Origin of the sequence: Spirosoma validum (genome assembly GCF_014699035.1) — a bacterium.
Taxonomy (GTDB): domain Bacteria; phylum Bacteroidota; class Bacteroidia; order Cytophagales; family Spirosomataceae; genus Spirosoma; species Spirosoma validum.
On record NZ_JACXAA010000024.1, the window covers coordinates 1 to 17,300 of the forward strand.

General features: G+C 48.3%; 15 protein-coding genes. 9 read left to right on the forward strand and 6 right to left on the reverse strand.

Annotated features, from left to right (window positions below):
• Positions 1–150: 150 nt before the first annotated feature.
• Positions 151–861: a GNAT family N-acetyltransferase gene (locus IC230_RS31850; RefSeq protein ID WP_191043131.1), complete on the reverse strand. Its 711-nt coding sequence runs from the start codon at positions 859–861 to the stop codon at positions 151–153.
• Between the two features lie 364 nt (positions 862–1,225).
• Here IC230_RS31850 and IC230_RS31855 point away from each other — a divergent pair, with 364 nt between their 5' ends.
• Entirely contained in the window at positions 1,226–2,536 is a 1,311-nt protein-coding gene (locus IC230_RS31855) for an MFS transporter (RefSeq protein ID WP_191043132.1), read from the forward strand.
• A 10-nt stretch (positions 2,537–2,546) separates the two neighbouring features.
• Here IC230_RS31855 and IC230_RS31860 read toward each other — a convergent pair whose 3' ends face one another.
• The 4 genes from IC230_RS31860 to IC230_RS31875 form a co-directional block, all read right to left on the reverse strand.
• Entirely contained in the window at positions 2,547–3,857 is a 1,311-nt protein-coding gene (locus IC230_RS31860) for a hypothetical protein (RefSeq protein WP_191043133.1), read from the reverse strand.
• Positions 3,858–3,955: 98 nt separating this feature from the next.
• Positions 3,956–4,768: a carbohydrate ABC transporter permease gene (locus tag IC230_RS31865; protein WP_191043134.1), complete on the reverse strand. Its 813-nt coding sequence runs from the start codon at positions 4,766–4,768 to the stop codon at positions 3,956–3,958.
• Positions 4,769–4,775: 7 nt separating this feature from the next.
• Complete coding sequence (locus IC230_RS31870; RefSeq protein WP_191043135.1) at positions 4,776–5,630, reverse strand: carbohydrate ABC transporter permease; 855 nt, start codon at positions 5,628–5,630, stop codon at positions 4,776–4,778.
• The gene (locus tag IC230_RS31875; RefSeq protein ID WP_191043136.1) at positions 5,627–6,931 is read right to left on the reverse strand and encodes an extracellular solute-binding protein; all 1,305 of its coding nucleotides are present in this window, start codon (positions 6,929–6,931) and stop codon (positions 5,627–5,629) included. The genes IC230_RS31870 and IC230_RS31875 overlap by 4 nt, the downstream gene beginning before the upstream one ends.
• 307 nt (positions 6,932–7,238) lie before the next feature.
• Here IC230_RS31875 and IC230_RS31880 point away from each other — a divergent pair, with 307 nt between their 5' ends.
• Positions 7,239–9,167, forward strand: a complete 1,929-nt coding sequence (locus IC230_RS31880; protein ID WP_191043137.1) for a DNA polymerase III subunit gamma/tau — start codon at positions 7,239–7,241, stop codon at positions 9,165–9,167.
• Positions 9,168–9,175: 8 nt separating this feature from the next.
• Here IC230_RS31880 and IC230_RS31885 read toward each other — a convergent pair whose 3' ends face one another.
• Positions 9,176–10,291: a tetratricopeptide repeat protein gene (locus IC230_RS31885; RefSeq protein WP_191043138.1), complete on the reverse strand. Its 1,116-nt coding sequence runs from the start codon at positions 10,289–10,291 to the stop codon at positions 9,176–9,178.
• Between the two features lie 98 nt (positions 10,292–10,389).
• On the opposite strand from IC230_RS31885, the gene IC230_RS31890 reads away from it, so the two are divergent.
• The 7 genes from IC230_RS31890 (at position 10,390) to IC230_RS31920 (ending at position 17,183) form a co-directional block, all read left to right on the forward strand.
• A complete protein-coding gene (locus IC230_RS31890) occupies positions 10,390–11,640 on the forward strand; it encodes a M16 family metallopeptidase (protein ID WP_191043139.1) in 1,251 nt (416 codons plus the stop codon).
• Between the two features lie 109 nt (positions 11,641–11,749).
• Entirely contained in the window at positions 11,750–12,229 is a 480-nt protein-coding gene (gene ispF / locus IC230_RS31895) for a 2-C-methyl-D-erythritol 2,4-cyclodiphosphate synthase (protein WP_191043140.1), read from the forward strand.
• A gap of 20 nt (positions 12,230–12,249) precedes the next feature.
• Complete coding sequence (locus tag IC230_RS31900) at positions 12,250–13,383, forward strand: amidohydrolase family protein (protein WP_191043141.1); 1,134 nt, start codon at positions 12,250–12,252, stop codon at positions 13,381–13,383.
• Between the two features lie 91 nt (positions 13,384–13,474).
• Positions 13,475–14,575, forward strand: coding sequence for a mandelate racemase/muconate lactonizing enzyme family protein (locus IC230_RS31905; RefSeq protein ID WP_191043142.1), 1,101 nt, complete (start codon positions 13,475–13,477; stop codon positions 14,573–14,575).
• Between the two features lie 5 nt (positions 14,576–14,580).
• Positions 14,581–15,138, forward strand: coding sequence for a GNAT family N-acetyltransferase (locus IC230_RS31910; protein ID WP_191043143.1), 558 nt, complete (start codon positions 14,581–14,583; stop codon positions 15,136–15,138).
• Between the two features lie 60 nt (positions 15,139–15,198).
• Entirely contained in the window at positions 15,199–16,488 is a 1,290-nt protein-coding gene (locus IC230_RS31915) for a serine hydrolase domain-containing protein (RefSeq protein ID WP_191043144.1), read from the forward strand.
• 53 nt (positions 16,489–16,541) lie between these two features.
• Entirely contained in the window at positions 16,542–17,183 is a 642-nt protein-coding gene (locus IC230_RS31920; protein WP_191043145.1) for a cysteine hydrolase, read from the forward strand.
• Positions 17,184–17,300: the final 117 nt, after the last annotated feature.

Consider the following 17,300-nt stretch of genomic DNA (forward strand, 5'->3'; position numbering starts at 1 on the left):
CCCGCTGAGTGCGTTTAACTTGTTGATTGACTGGGTTATCCATAAAGTAAGCTGAAGATAGTATCAACCTATTTTAGGACGGCTCATCTTAAACAAAAAAGCCCGAAGGATAATCCTTCGGGCTTTTTCAATTCGTTCTATAGTTTATCGTCAGGCTGGTTCCATTTCCCGCTCAGGTTTGCGGGAACGCGACCGGTCGGTCGGGTTGATACGTAGTAGAATACGTTTCTTAATACGCATCCATCGTTCGTACAGTTTTGATTCTTTGAGGAAATTCCACTTTTCGTCTTTTTCCTCTTTTTTATGCTCTTCCGGATCGTACAGCATACCCGTGCAGAGGCAATGTTTCCGATTTGTACGCGTCAGAATATCGAAGTTAGTGCAGGTCTGGCAACCTTTCCAAAAGGCCTCATCACCCGGCAGTTCACTGAGCGTTACGGGTTGGTAACCCAGATCGGAATTGATTTTCATGACGGCCAGACTCGTAGTAATACCGATAATCTTCGCCGTTGGAAACATCGTCCGCGACAGTTCAAACGCCTTGGCTTTAATGTGCGTGGCAATGCCGCTTTTCCGATAATCAGGATGAACAATCAGACCCGAGTTTGCCACGAACTTACCGTGGTCCCAGGTCTCAATATAACAGAAGCCAACCCACTCGTCTGCCAGCGTTGTGGCAACAATGGCTTTGCCTTCAAGCATTTTTTCCATCACGTAAATAGGTGAACGCTTGGCAATACCGGTTCCCCGGGCTTTCGCGCTCTCTTCCATTTCATGGCAGATAGTTTCGGCCAACCGCAGATGATTTTCATTGGCGACCTGAATGATGTATTGATTTTTAATTATTTCTGGGGTGACCATTGTCGTTTATTGGGCGGTTGTGAAGCCGCAAAAACGGAGACAGCGCAATCCGAGCTGGTTTGTTGTGAATACTAAAACGAGAAAAAATGTGAAAACGTCTACCGCATAGGCAAACAAAAGAGGATAGTCCTTTCGGACCTAAACCGAAATGGCGTAGTATGGAAGAAAGTCGGTAGGTAAACGAGCTTTGCCATTGGTTTTGTGCGAAAACGCGGACAATGTTAGACAGTTTATCCGGGTCTTGCAATATCATAACGGTTTTTTTTTAGGATAGTTCGTCAGTGGTCAAAACATAGTTATTAATCATTGAGTCCTATAATCCTGGTCGACCTTGTAATGATTCGTTGACGTACTAATTCGACGTATGCTAAGCTCCTTACCTTCATTGTCTTATCCGCTGGCGCTTAGTCGTAGTCGACCCTTACGGTACGGTGTCTTTTTTTATCTATACGTCATGCAGGGAATCCCAGCAGGATTCTCCTTGACAGCCTTGACCAACTACCTTACGGCTGAAGGCGTAAACCCTGCGACGATTGGTTCCTTCACCGCCATCGTCGGTTTACCGTGGGCGTTTCAGTTTGTCTGGGGACCACTTATTGACCGCTATCAGCATTCGGCGATGGGTCGACGAAAACCCTGGGTAGTGGGTGCTCAACTTCTGGCATTTGTGGCATCGCTGGGTGTTTTATTTGTGCATAATCCCTTAACACAGGTCGCTACGCTAGCCTGGTTTTTCTTTGGACACAGTGTTTTTGCGGCTATTCAGGATGCCAGTGTGGATGCGATGGCCATTTCAACTATACCCGAAAATGAGCGGGGACGTGTCAATGCGTTCATGCGGGCGGGCTTTCTGATTGGTACAGGCGTCGGTGCTGCCGTGTTTTCCCAACTTCTACGTAACTATGGATTCTTCAATGCCGCCCTTACGCAGTCGCTTTGTTTACTCACCTTAACCGTACTTACCTTTTTTATACGCGAACGACCAGAAGATCGCTTATTACCGTCATTCAACCATCGAGAAACCGCACTAAATCGGCCAATACCTCTTCAACGTACTCAACAGACGGATCCTAGTTTTCAGTGGCTGTTCACTGAGTTATTCAAAGGCTTATTTTCGAAACGGAGTCTGTTCCTGTTTGGGTCTGTGGTTGCGGCTTATGTCAGCATCAGCCTTTTTCTGCGGGCTTACAACTACCATCTAATTCAAAAGCTCGGCTGGGCCGATACGTCGGTTTCGTTGCTTACGGGCACGTATGGCATGATCGTCGCGACAATCGTGGCGCTGACCGGTGGTTTTATCGCTGACCGAATTGGCCCCCGGCGTCTGCTGGTCATTGTACTGAGTTTGGTAGCCGTCTATCTACTCACATTCAGTGCCTTGTCTTCTTTATGGATTCGTCGGGACGTAGCGCAGGTGGGGTTAGTAGCACTGTATTTCATGGACCCCAGCATTAGTATAGCGGCCATGCCCGTGCTGATGCTCTTATGCCGAAAAGGCGTCGAAGGTTCGCAGTTTACAACGTATATGGCGTTCATTAATCTATCCGACATTGCCGGATCATTTCTGGCTGGTCATGCATTGAGCTATGTCCAGGCACCGACCATTGGGCTGTTTGCTGGTGGCTTGGCAGCGGTGGCTATGATCGTTACGTGGTTTACGTTGCGTCACACATAAAGACCCGCCTTCACTTGTCTAACAATTTCATAACATCAGGATATTGCTCGATACGTTGAAATGTCCAGAGTGATTCAATCGTGGATTCAGCCCCTGAATTACGGTTTACCTGGCCGTTTGCTCCAATACCATCGTAACCCCGGCCCGATTTCCGATCATACATCGACGTATTGGCCGCATTTTTTCCTAAAAACCAGTTTGTGAGTTGACCAGCCAACGCAGCATATTTAGCATCTTTCGTTTGATCATACGCTTCTAATGCGGCCCAAACCATCGGCCGAATACCGTACGCAATTTGCGAAAACCGACTGATTTTAACCGGTTTCACGTCCCCACCCGACTGTTCTACTTCAAACGATTCCAGCAAACCCTGCTGAATCAGATAGGGATAAAAATTGTCAATCTCGCGCCGGGCGACGACAATCCAGGTAGGTTTGCGCAGGGCTTTCCCGACACGTAATAGGGCGTATGACTGGTCACTGGCGTAGGCATGCCAGTTGTTCTCAAAACTCATAATAGCCCCATAGGGGAACTTGCCCGAGTCGCCATATTGCATCGCTACAATTCCTTCACCCAGTTGTTCTATTAGTTTCAGAATGTCGGCGTTGGGCGTTTGCTGATAGATGTTGTTCAGGCAGAGCAGCAGGATGGCCGCCTGATCGGTACCGGAACCGAAAGGCAACCATTTTGGAATCTGAATGCCTTTGATAACCTTGTATTCTCTGGGTTTGCTGCCGAAATCACGTACCATATTGGCAACGAGTTTCTGAATGGCCATTTGCATACGTCCCGCCAACGTAGCGTCAGCTTTCTGGTAATACGGATAAGCTTCGCTTAAGAGCCACAAGGCTCGCCATGACCAGAAATTCGGCTGCGCTACGCTGGTCTTAAAGGTCTTATTAATTGTTCGGTCGGGCCAGAGAAAGTTATAAAAGTACCCCGCGCCAGCGTCTTGATTGTCGGCTTGTAGTTGCAGGACAAATTCCGTTGTGGCTCGCAACATTGCCTGTTTTGTTGTGCTGGTCGACAGATCGGGTTCGCGCAAAAGAAAAAGGGCCGCCCGTGCTACGTCGTCGATGCAGGTGAACCCTTCGTCGGCATCCGTCACCAAGTGATAGTCTGGTGCTTCGCTGTAAATGGCAATGGTTCCGACTTCGGTATTAGTTGTCGCCAGCTTCATCGTCTGATAAAGGTGGGTCAAATGATCCAGATTGACGTAGCGCGTTGGTCTAGGCTGGGCAGCGAGTTGATCTTCTCTGCACAGAAAGGCAACGAGGAGAATTTGCAATGCAAATAGCCTTAACAAGGCGGGGCGAGTCATAACGTATTGGAGTTCGGTAGCACGGACTTTAGTCGGTATTTCTTAGCCTGAAAACGTATACGGACTAAAGTCCGTGATACCGTGATGCTAGGTAAAAATCAATCTTTCATGCCCGAAGACGCCATGCTTCGGATAAAATGTTTCTGAAAAAACAGGTATAAAATTACAATCGGAATGGCCAGCATGACAGCAGCGGCAATCTTAACGCCCAACTGCCCCTCAGCCCGTCCTCCCACCGAGAAGAGCGTCACCAACTGCGGCATCGTCATCGTCGATTCATCGCGAATAACAATCAATGGCCACAGTGCTTCATTCCATATCCCCATGAATGTCAGGATCGTGATGGTTAGTACTGTTGGTAGAATATTCGGAACCAGTATCTGAAAAATAATCCGAAACTCACCCGCGCCATCCATCCGAGCCGCTTCGATCAACGCATCGGGTAAGCTTTGAAACGCTTGTCGAAACAGCAGGATGGAAAGCGAATTCAGGGCAAATGGCACTATCAGGGCCAGATACGTGTCGACCCACCCCAATTTTACCATTGTGATGTAATTCGGAATCAGCGTGATCTGAAACGGCAGGGTCATCGTGAAAATGATGAGGTAGAAAATCAGATTCCGTCCCACGAAATTGAACCGAGCCAGCGCATAGCCAACCATCGCCCCCGATACCAGAACCAGACTCGTTGTTACGACTGCCACAAACGCACTGTTCAGAAATGCCCGGTCAAGGGGGATTTTGGTGAATACTGTTACGTAGTTGTTCCACGTAAAGTCCACCGGCAACAACGTTAAATCGCCTAGTCCGCTCTCCGACGACAACGACGCACTTACCATCCAGATAAACGGATAAATGAACGACAAAGCCGCCAGAATCAGAAGCGTATATTTTAAAATGGTTTGGAACATTCAATTGTCATTCTATTTCCTGTTCAACGTAGCGTCGTTGGATCACGACCACAAACAAAATAATCAGGGCAAAACAGAAACCCAACGTGGCTGAATACCCCATGTGGTAGTATTGAAAGGCCTGTCGGTAAATATACATGACCGCCGAAAGCGTCTTATTCATCGGGCCGCCTTCAGTCATAATGTACGGTTCGACGAAGAGTGAAAAGCCTCCAATGGTTGAGAGAACAACAACCGTAAAAATGGTTGGGTTGATAATCGGCAACGTAATGTACCGGAACTTCTGCCAGTCGGTAGCGCCTTCGAGATCAGCCGCTTCGTAATACTGCGTCGGGACGGATTGCAGCCCCACCAGAAACAGAATAACATAAAGGCCGACGTTTTTCCAGGTAGCCATAACGGCAATGGAGTACATCGCTACGTCCGGATCGATGAGCCAGGGTATTCGCGGCAGACTCAGTGCGATCAGCATCCGGTTCAGAATACCCGAATTGAAGCTCAATAGCTGCTGCCACAAAATGGTGACCACTACACCCGAAACGATGACCGGCAGAAAAAAAGCCGCCCTGAAAAACGATAGTCCCCGTATAGTCCGGTTTAGTAACTCCGCCAGTAGGATCGCTACGCCAATTTGCAGAGGAATGTGCACAATCAGAAAACGTACCGTATTCCAGACTGCCTGCCAGAACAATCGGTCTTTAAACAAGTGCTCGTAGTTCGCTAAACCGACGTATTTCATCGGTGCAATGATGTTCCAGTTATGGAATGTCAGCACAATCGAGAACACAACCGGAAACGCCACAAACACCGAGAAATGTAGGATGTAGGGCGAAACGAGCAGGTAAGGTGTCCACTTTTTCATTTTACGCGTTCAGCCTCCAGCAAAACATCTACCGCCTTCGCGGCATCGGCAATGGCCGCTTCGGGTGTTTTTTTATTAAAAATGACACAGGCTTCGTATTCCTGTGAGATAATATCAAAGACTTCCACAATTACCTCCGAGTTATCCACACCTTTGATGTAGCGGGTTTGCTGGGCAAAAGGGCGTAGTCGTGGATTTTTGGTTAAGAAGGAAGCAAAATAAGGATCAGTATCGACGTTTCTTCGACGGGGAAACTGACCCGTTAATTCCATCAATTGCAGATCGCCGGGTTTATCAACGAGGGTTCTCACGAACTCCCAGGCAGCTTGCGGATCACGGCAGGTATTGAAAATCACAATATTTTTCGGATCGCCGTAGGTGTACGTTGGCCCCTGATGATTGTCGGGAACGGGCATGGGATATGTATTGTATTCAAAACCGGGGTCTTTGAATTTCTCAACAAACTCAACCGTCCAGGGACCAGTAAACTGTGTAGCAATACGTTGCGACAGAAACGGATTACGGGTAGCTGATAATCGTTCTCTGGCGAAATACTCTTTTTTGTACAAATTCTGTAAAAACCGAAATACCTCGATAGCATACTTGTTATTAAAAGCGGCCCGGGATGGACGTCCACGATTATTTGCAATGAGCGGAGCCCCGTTGGAAGCCGCCAGATAAAGCGGGTAGAAATTGAACAGCCGTTCGTACCAGATGGCTTTCACTTCAGTATAGCCCAGCCATTGATCTACGTAGCCGTCGCCGTCCTTATCCTCTTTAAACTGCCGTCCGGCATTCAGATAGCTTGCGTACGTGTAAGGCGGGCGGGCGTTTTGCAACCCATCGACAGCACGCGTATTACACATCAGCATAATCGGATTCACTTTCCACGGCACCTGATAAATATGCCCATCCGCCGAGGTGATTTCCCGAATTACGGCACTATCGCAACGCGTCATAATAAACTCCCGGAATCCTTTCAGCGTGTCTAACGGAATCAGTACGCCCGCTTTGGCGTACATTTCCACACTGCCCTGCCACATATTGGCGTAAATGTCGGGCGTGGTTTTTCCGACGACTGATGCCAGAATAATTTCCTCGCTCGACTGTCCTTCGGGAATGGGCTGATACCGTAACGGTTTATCAGGACGCTGTTTCTGCCAGCTTTCCGTAAACGCCTTCGCAAACGCAATTTCCCCGGCATTGTTCGAACACCAGAACGTAAGCGGACGTGATCGGTTAGCCTCGTTACGCTGGCAGGTAGTAAGCAAAAAAAGAAATAGCGGAAAGAATTTATGCATTGAACACAGTGAGAGATCCTGATATTAATCTCCCCAGCTATATAGAATAGAGAAAGAGAATGTAATAAAACGTTGGCGGATTAATTCTAAACAAGGCTTAGCCTGCATAAGCTAATTCCAAAGATGAAGTACATATTCTTCTACCAATAATACAATTTTCAACCTCTAATGTACCACATAATAAACAGATTCAATAGCTTTTCTTGAAAAGCTGCTCACGTTCTATTTTACAGAATATTTGTAAGCGTTTTGGGGAAAGCCCATTTTTTGGGTTTGCCTTTCAGCCCCGACCGTGCTAACTTGCAGTATGGAAAATTTCGTGGTCTCGGCCCGCAAGTACCGCCCCGCTACCTTCGATACGGTCGTTGGGCAAGAGCATATTACTACCACACTCAAGAATGCAATCAAGACCAATCACTTAGCGTCGGCGTTTCTGTTCTGCGGTCCGCGCGGGGTTGGCAAAACGACCTGTGCCCGTATTCTAGCCAAGACCATTAACTGTCAAAACCTGACGCCCGAAGGGGAAGCCTGCGATCAATGCGAATCGTGTGTGAGCTTCAACCAAAACGCGTCGTTTAATATTCACGAACTGGATGCCGCTTCGAACAATTCCGTTGAAGACATCCGCAATTTGATTGATCAGGTACGGTATCCACCCCAGTCGGGCAAATACAAAATTTACATCATTGACGAGGTGCATATGCTCTCGTCGGCGGCTTTTAATGCGTTCCTGAAAACGCTGGAAGAGCCTCCCTCCTACGCTATTTTCATTCTGGCTACAACCGAGAAACACAAGATTCTGCCAACGATTCTGTCTCGCTGTCAGATTTTCGATTTCAACCGGATTCAGCCACAACACATTGCCAATCATTTGGCGACGATTGCCGATAAAGAAGGCATCACCGCCGAAACCGAAGCTCTCGACCTGATTGCCCAGAAAGCGGATGGCGGTTTGCGCGATGCGCTGTCGATGTTCGATCTGAACGTTACGTTCGCGGCTGATCGAATCATTCGCTACAAAGAGGTGCTGGATAACCTGCACATCCTCGACTATGATTATTATTTCAAACTGACCGATTTATTGCTGGCGGGCAACTTGCCCCAAAGTCTACTGACGGTCGATGAAATTCTACGCAAAGGCTTCGATGGACATCAGTTTGTGGTTGGGTTATGCCGCCACTTCCGCGATTTGCTGGTCTGTAAAGATGCCGCTACCGTACAGTTGTTGCAAGTGACCGAAAACGTCCGTCGGCAATACCTCGACCAGGCCGTTCGGGCACCTATGTCGTTTTTGCTATCGGCCCTAAGTACGGGGAGTCAGTGCGATCTGAACTACAAGCAGGCCAAAGATCAGCGGCTGCATACGGAGCTATGGCTTATGAAGCTGGCGAATCTGCGCAATCTGCTTAACTGGGATACATTGCCTGAGCTACCGGTTAACGGGGCACGGAACGGAGAGAGTTTTTCACAAGCGCGACCAACTGAGCCAGCGGCCGAAAAAAAAAACAACATCCCCACCCATACACAGCCCTCGCCTGACCAATCCGACAACTCAGCCGATGATAATCCAATAGCGGAGAAGCATCCCATTACGAGCGAACCGGTCAATAGCTATCGACCAGCCGTACCACTAACCAACGGCGCAGCGGTCAACGGAACGATAGCTAAAGAAACAACGTACCAGAACGGTCATACGAGCACGCCCAATGGAACGGCCACCGTTGCTGCTCCGGTAAAGCCGCAAATGGCTCCACCAACACGTCCGGCGAGTAGCCGCCTGCGCTCAACGATTTCGCTAACAGCGGGCCCGGCTCAGGCTGTTGCAGAGACGGATGACGCCGTGACGGTGAAAACCCCAACCCGACCCGATAAACCATTTATTCTCGACGACTTACAGGATGTGTGGAATACGTTCGCGCGGATACGTCGTCAACAGAATGACATTACGTCGGAGCAGGTCGTGCTAAACCGGGAATTGGTACTCGAAGGCACTACTATTCATCTGACTCTCGATAACACCTTGCAGGTCGGCTTTCTTACTGAGCTAAAACCCGATCTACTAGGCTATTTACGTACTGAACTTCAGAACAGCCAGATTCAGTTGGAGCACAAAGTAACCGTGCAGGAAGTCAAGAAAATGATTTACAGTTCGCAGGACAAGTTCAACTACCTGGCCGAGAAGAACCCAGTTCTGCATGAGTTACGGAAAGTACTTAATCTGGAAGTTGATTATTAATTCTGGTCTTACTTATACGCCTTTGCTTCCCGAATCAGCGATTTGTATTCGCCTACAGCAAGCGCTTTCTTATACAATGTTTTAGCACTGTTTCGGTCGTTGGCGCGAGCCGCCACACGGGCTAAACCAGCATAGGCAAAGGCATGATACTCTTTTGTATAGCCTTCGTTGGCTGGTTGCTTTAACGCAATCTCGTAGAATTGAGTGGCTTCCTTATCATCTTTATCCGCAAACTCAGCCAGCATTCCCGAGAAGGTGTTGTAAGCTAGTGGGACTAATTTATTCGGCATTTGTTTAAGCCGCTGAACCTGCGGCCGAGCCTCGGCGTATTTGCCCGAGAGTAACAGAGCCTCGGCATAACTCATAGCAAACAGAGGATTGTTTGGGTATTTTTCGACTAAATATTTCGTGTAGCCAGATGCCTTTGCCGGGTTCATTTCGTGCTTGAGCAGCAAATGGGATAAGTAATAATTGGCAACAGGCCGCATAAATACGGCTTTACGCGTTGCTACGTCCATTTGTTTAAGGCCCAGCGCAATGTCGCCATCAGCGAAGAAAAACATGAATGGACGCACAATGGGGTGATCCATGGGGTAGCGCTCAACGTAGTAATTATAAAGACCGCTGGTGAAATAAAAATCTGGGTTTTTATCCATCAGCTTAAACCCGTCGCGCAGGTAGCTATAAGCTTTTTTTGACTCCCCTACTGCCTTGAGCGATTCACTCTGATTGTGATAGAGCGAGGCCATGTAACTGTGACAGGTCAGCATAAAAAACACAGCCTCCGGATCAGCTTCGTTTTTATCGAGCATCCGCTTCGATAGCTCCATTCCCTGATTGACAGCCTGTGTGAATTGAGCCGTAGCGGTCTTATTTTCCGACAGCGGTAGATTTTGTATATCCAGTTGCGTGGCCCGTAACAGGAAGCCAACCGGGTGTTGTGGATAACGAGCCATAATCTGCCGAATCTGAGCATCCGCTTCCGTGAATTCCAGATTATAAATATCGTCCAGCGCTTTCACAACCATCTGCTGAGCAGCCGGATCGTTCATAACCTGCGCCGGGGCGATAAGTGGCAACCATAAGCCAATAAGTAAGAGTACCGTATTTTTCAGAATGGACAATGCTGTGTTAAGGTTACGTTGTTTGATTCTATACCGCCAGAAGCGTACTTTTGTTCAGTGTGCACTAACGAATAAAGGACACACGCAGTCCTTTCCTTATGATTCATTACGAACAGTTTGTCTTAGATAATGGCTTGCGGGTATTTGTCCACGAAGACGAATCGACCCCGATGGTTGCCGTCAATATTCTGTATAATGTCGGTTCGCGCGACGAAGATCCTGCCAAAACGGGTTTTGCTCACTTGTTTGAGCATTTGATGTTTGGCGGGTCACGCAACATTCCGAGCTACGACGAACCCTTACAAAAAGTTGGGGGCGAAAATAACGCTTTCACCAGCCCTGACATTACCAATTACTACATTACCCTTCCGGCCGCCAATCTGGAAACGGCTTTCTGGCTCGAATCCGATCGAATGCTTAGTCTTTCGTTCGACCCACAAGTGCTTGATGTCCAGCAGAAAGTAGTGATTGAAGAGTTCAAGCAACGATACTTGAATCAACCCTATGGCGATGTCTGGCTAAAATTACGTCCATTGGCTTACAAACAGCATCCGTATCGCTGGGCAACGATTGGGAAGGACATTAGCCACATTGAAGAAGCGACGATGGACGATGTAAAATCGTTTTTCTTCAAATATTACTTACCCAACAACGCTATCCTGGTGGTAGCAGGGAATGTAACGGTTGAACAGGTAAAGCAACTGTGCGACAAGTGGTTTGCCCCAATTCCGGCCGGTGAGCCTTACATTCGTCAACTGCCTGTAGAACCGGTACAAACCGAGGCCCGTAAACTGGAAACGTCGGCGAAAGTCCCGCTGGATGGACTCTATAAAGCGTATCATATGCCAGGTCGATTTGACGCCGGTTTCCATACCGCTGATCTCCTGAGCGACATGCTTGGCCGGAGTAAATCCTCGCGTCTCTATCAGCAGTTGCTACGTAAGAATCCATTGTTCAGCAGCATTAACGCTTACATTACGACCTCCATTGATCCTGGTTTGCTGGTTGTGCAGGGCAATCTTAATAAGGGCATTACGCTGGAAGAAGCCGATGCGGCTGTCGAATCCGTTATGCAGGAATTTATTGATCAGGTAGTATCGGACGAGGAATTAGCCAAAGTAAAGAACCAAGCCGAAGCCACCCTGGCGTTCTCAGAAGTCGAACTACTGAATCGTGCCATGAACCTTGCCTATGCTGCCAATGCGGGTAATCCTGACTTAGTTAACGAAGAAGCAGCTCTAATACAGGCCATTACACCCGCTGATGTACAGGCGATGGCCCGGCAAGTCTTACGAAAAGAGAATTGTTCAACCCTGTATTACCGGCGAGCCGACACATCGGTAGCTTAGTCCATATAGATTTCGATATTTCTTTAGAAGATGACTAGGATGCGGTTGAGAAAGCCGCTGAATTTCTTCGTCAGGTCGAAGCGTGTCTTCGTCAAAATGGTTTTGCTTTATGAAAATTCGCGTAGGACAAGGCTACGATGTTCACCGGCTGGAAGAAGGTCGGCCGTTCTGGCTCGGTGGTATCCAGATTCCCAGTACGTTCGGGCCGATTGGGCATTCGGATGCCGATGTGGTTTGCCACGTACTATGCGACGCCTTACTGGGAGCGGCCAACATGAGGAATATCGGTTATCATTTTTCCGACAAAGACCCGCGCTGGAAAGGTGTCGATAGCAAACTTCTGCTAGCCGAAGTACTACGTATGGTGCGGGGCGCGGGGTACGAAATCTCGAATGTTGACGTAACGGTGGTGTTGCAGGAGCCGAAACTCAACCCGCATATCCCAGCCATGAAAACCTGCCTCGCAGATGTAATGGCCATCCCCAAAGACGATATTTCGATTAAAGCCACTACGTCTGAGCACATCGGTTTTGTGGGCCGGGGCGAAGGCATTGCCGCTCATTGTGTGGCGCTTATCTTTAGGAGTTAGTTTGCAAATACAATCTGTCTATGAAATATCTGCTTTACCTCCCGGCCCTCCTCTTGATGGGAACCGTTGCCTGTGGCCAGTCTGCAAAATCGAATCAACCCGCAGAGCCACTGGGCTTTGAAGAATACGATCCCGTTTCGACCTTAAAAGTACCGGAACATAAATTGACCCGGTCTAAATATCCCTTCATTGATGTGCATAACCATCAGTATCAGATGGACAATGGGGATTTGCGCAAGCTAATCGCCCAAATGGATAGTCTGAATATGGGCCTGATGATTAACCTGAGTGGACGCGGATTCAGTGACAGCGAGGCTGAGAGCAGCAAGTTTTTTACCAATGCGCTCACTAACATTCAGAAAACCAATCCTAAACGACTGGCCTTGTTTACGAATCTCAATTTTAGCGATGTAAACAGCAACGGCTGGACAGCCCAAGCAGTGAAAACCCTTGAAGAAGATGTAAAGAAGGGAGCCAGAGGCTTAAAGATCTATAAAAATCTGGGGTTCAGTGTTAAAGATGATAAAGGTACGCGGGTTCGGGTAGATGATCCCCGCTTAGATCCTATCTGGGCCAAGTGTGGTGAGTTAGGCGTTCCTGTTCTGATTCATACCGCCGACCCAAAATCGTTCTGGGACCCGATGGATCGCTACAACGAACGCTGGCTCGAACTCAAACTCCATGCCGGTCGGAAACGCTCAGCCAATAATCCAGTTCCCTGGGAGCAACTCATTGCTGAGCAGCATAATGTGTTTCGTAAGCATCCGAAAACCGCATTTATTGCCGCGCACATGGGCTGGTATCCGAATGATCTGAAAAAACTCGACAGTTTGATGACGGTTTTCCCGAACATGAACGTCGAGATCGGTGCCGTCATCGCCGAACTGGGTCGTCAGCCGAAAGCCAGTCGGGCGTTTTTTGAGAAATACCAGGACCGGATTCTGTTCGGAAAAGATAGTTGGGTGCCTTCCGAATACGCTACGTATTTCCGCGTTCTGGAAACCGACGACGAATATTTTCCTTACCACAAAAAATATCACGCGTTCTGGCGAATGTATGGCATGGGTCTACCCGACGGAGTTCTGAAAAAAGTGTATTATAAAAACGCGTTGCGACTTATTCCGGGATTAGATAAAAGTCAGTTTCCACAATAATTTTAACCGCAAAATCGCGGAGGATAGCGCAAAGAACGCTATGAGACTTTGCGACCTTTGCGTTAACCTCTGTGACCTTTGCGGTTGTGCGATGAAAATTACCCGGATTAACCTTTACCAATACGATATTCCGCTTAAAGCGCCCATTGCCATTTCACTCGGCACGATCGAAAACGCCCGAAATATACTGGTCGAGATTCAAACTGACGAAAGCATTACGGGCTGGGGCGAAGGGTCGCCGTTCTGGATGATCGTCGGCGAAACGCAGGCATCGGGATTAGCAGCAGCGGACGATATGGCCCGACTGCTGATCGGTCATGATCCACTAGATATCGAAGGTTGTCTCACTACGTTAATTCGTTACCTGCCCGGTCACCCGACAACGCGCTCGGCCTTCGATATGGCTTTGTATGATATTGCCGCCAAATCCGCCCGAATGCCACTATACCAATTCCTGGGCGGCTCGAAACGATCCCTTGTAACGGATGAAACCATTTACATCAACACACCCGAGCGGATGGTTGACGATGCGCTACGTATCCAGGAAAAAGGAGCCGAAGCCATCAAAGTAAAACTGGGAACGAATCTCCGCAGTGATATTGAGCGCGTGGCAGCGATACGTAACGCCATCGGTGATGCAACGCCCATTCGCACCGACGCCAATCAGGGCTGGGACGTAGTGACGGCATCGGCGGTTCTGCGGGCCATTGGCAGTTGGAATGTTCAATATTGCGAGCAGCCTATCAAACGTCACGACATTGCCGGTCTACGACAGATTCGACAAAGTTCGACTGTCCCGATTATGGCCGACGAAAGTCTGTTCGACTCGACCGACGCTATCCGACTCGTACGCGAAGAAGCAGTTGATTACTTCAACATCAAACTTTCCAAAAGCGGAGGGATCTTTGACGCCCTTAAGATCAACGCCATTGCTGAAGCGGCTGGAATTCCGTGCATGATTGGCTGCATGTCAGAGTCGCGGCTGGCGCTGACGGCAAAGGCTCATTTTGCCTCAGCCCGACAAAACGTTCGTTTTTACGATTTAGACGCTTGTTTTGAACACGCCAACGATCCTGTCTATGGCGGCATTACGTATACTGGCTATCAGATTGACCTGCCCGAAACACCAGGAATCGGTGCTGAAGTCGATTCAACATTCCTGAAGACACTGCCAATAAAGACTATTTCCTGAACGTAATGCTTACCATTACCACTGTTCAATCCGACGCGGACGTTCGCGGCATTCTAACGCTCCAACACGCCAATTTGCGCAAAAATGTTCCTGTTGATGTTCAGGTTGACCAGGGCTTTGTCACGGTTGAACACGACCCAGACGTACTGACCCGTATGAATCAGGCAGCGCCGAGCGTCATTGCCAAAGATGGCGACACGGTTGTGGGTTACGCCCTAACCATGCTACCGGAATTCGGAACTGATGTACCAGAGCTACTACCGCTCTTCGACTTGATTAATACGCTGATTTACAATGAAAAACCGCTGAAAGACTATACCTGGTACGTCATGGGGCAGGTTTGTGTGGCGAATGGGTATCGGGGGCAGCAGGTATTTGATCGGATGTTTCAACACCACAAAGAAGTATACGGCGATCGTTATCAGTTGTTGATCACCGACATTTCGGCCAATAACACCCGCTCGTTACGTGCTCATACGCGAGTGGGCTTTAAAAGCCTTCATGAGTTTTATGACCCGACCATTGGCGAGACATGGGTCATTGTAGCCTGGGATTGGACGTAGTAGAATCTCGGTTCTTTGTGATTTAAGGTACAATCCCTGAAAATCATAAACGACAAAACTGTGGTACGCTTACTTCTTCCTGTTCTTTTCCTGACAACCTCCCTCCTCGCCCAACCAAACGTACCACAAACCTTTACCACAGCGAAATCGGCTGCCGACGCTGGTTTTTCGGCAGACCGGCTCAAGCGGTTAGATACCTGGCTGCAAAGTTTGATCGATCAGGGAATTGCGCCGAATGCCGTTACGTTCGTTGCGCATCGGGGCAAGGTGGTGCACTACAAAGCTTTCGGTTACAGCAATCTGGAAAAGAAAACACCGGCAAAGCGAGATGATCTGTACCGCATAGCCTCGCAGTCGAAAGCCATTACGACCGTTACGTTGATGACGCTGTTTGAGGAGGAAAAATTTCTGCTCGATGATCCTATCTCAAAGTATATCCCGGCTTTTAAAAGCCCGAAAGTGCTGGTTAAATACGACAAAAAAGACCCTGTTAGCGGAAACTACGAAACCCGACCGGCGAAAAGCGAAATTACGATTCGGCAGTTGCTAAGCCATAACGCGGGTATCCCCTACGAGCATCCGCTGGATGACCGGCCAGAATTTAAAATCCCCTTTTTCAACTCAACTGCGCCCGATAAACTCGAAGAAGTCATCAATAAACTGGCTAAGCGCCCGCTTCTGCGCGACCCCGGTACCGACTCAACGGGCACGGGCTTTACTTACGGCCTTAACATCGACATTATCGGTCGACTAATCGAAATTTTATCGGGTAAGCCATTCGACGTAGCGATGCGCGAGCGCGTACTGGAACCACTCGGCATGAGTGATACGTATTTCTATCTGCCTGACAATAAAGCCAGTCGTTTGGTCGAGTTATACAGCAAGTCAGCGATGGACAAACCGCTCACGCTGCATACCAATGAAACGTATCGAACTTTTGCCACATCAGGTGCTAAAACGTTCTTTTCTGGCGGTGCAGGTCTGATCAGTTCAGTTGAAGATTATGCTACATTCTGTCAGATGTTGCTTAACGGTGGTATGTTCAATAACAAACGGATTCTGGGTCGTAAAACCGTTGAAATGATGTTACGTAATCAGATTGGAGCCGCTGAAGTGTGGGATCGAAAAGACAAATTCGGGCTTGGTTTTATGTTGATTACGGAGAATTCTCATTATGGCGATCAGACATCATCTGGTTCGTATAACTGGGGCGGCATGTATTGCTCTGAGTTTACGATTGATCCGAAAGAAGAGCTAATCATGTTGATTTTTACCAATGTCCAGCCGTACGCTTATTACGGTGATTTCGTAAAAAAATTCCGGATTGCCGTTTATCAGGCGTTGGAGTAAACACGGGTTTCTAACTGCTTTCGTTATCAAGTAGTCATGAAAACAAAATCACTATGAATCCGCAAAAAACAGCCGTTGTCCTGATCGAATATCAGAATGATTTTACGTCGCCGGGCGGTAGCCTGCACGATGCCGTCAAGGGCGTTATGGATGCCACAAACATGCTGAAAAACACACTCGATCTGGTTGCAAAAGCGCGCGAGGCCGGAGCCGTTGTGATTCATTCGCCTATTAGTTTTCAGGAAGGTTACGTTGAAATTACGAAGCATCCGTACGGTATTCTGAAAGGCGTTGTCGACAGTCAATCGTTTCGAAAAGGCTCCTGGGGTGTTGAGATTGTCGATTCATTGACTCCACAATCCGGCGATATTGTGCTGGAAGGGAAGCGCGGTTTAGATGCCTTCGCCAGTACGAACCTGGATTTTATTCTACGTAGCAAAGGTATCGAAACCATCGCACTAGGCGGCTTTCTGACCAACTGTTGCGTTGAGTCGACGATGCGTTCGGGGTACGAAAAAGGCTTTGAGGTTATTACGCTCACCGACTGCACAGCTACGCTTAGCGAGGAAGAACAAGCATTTGCCTGCGCCAAAAACTTCCCGATGTTTTCAAAACCAATGACCCACGATCAGTTTTTAGATGAATTGACCGGCGAAGCCGTCCAGGAAGTTGAAACACGTGGCTACTCGGCTTAATTTTGTTTCTTAACTCAACGACCGGGCTGCTGTAAGTAGTCCGGTTCTTTTTTATTATTTATGCTCCATCAATCGTTAGTTAATTTTACACTTATTACTTTGGATTGAATCATTCCA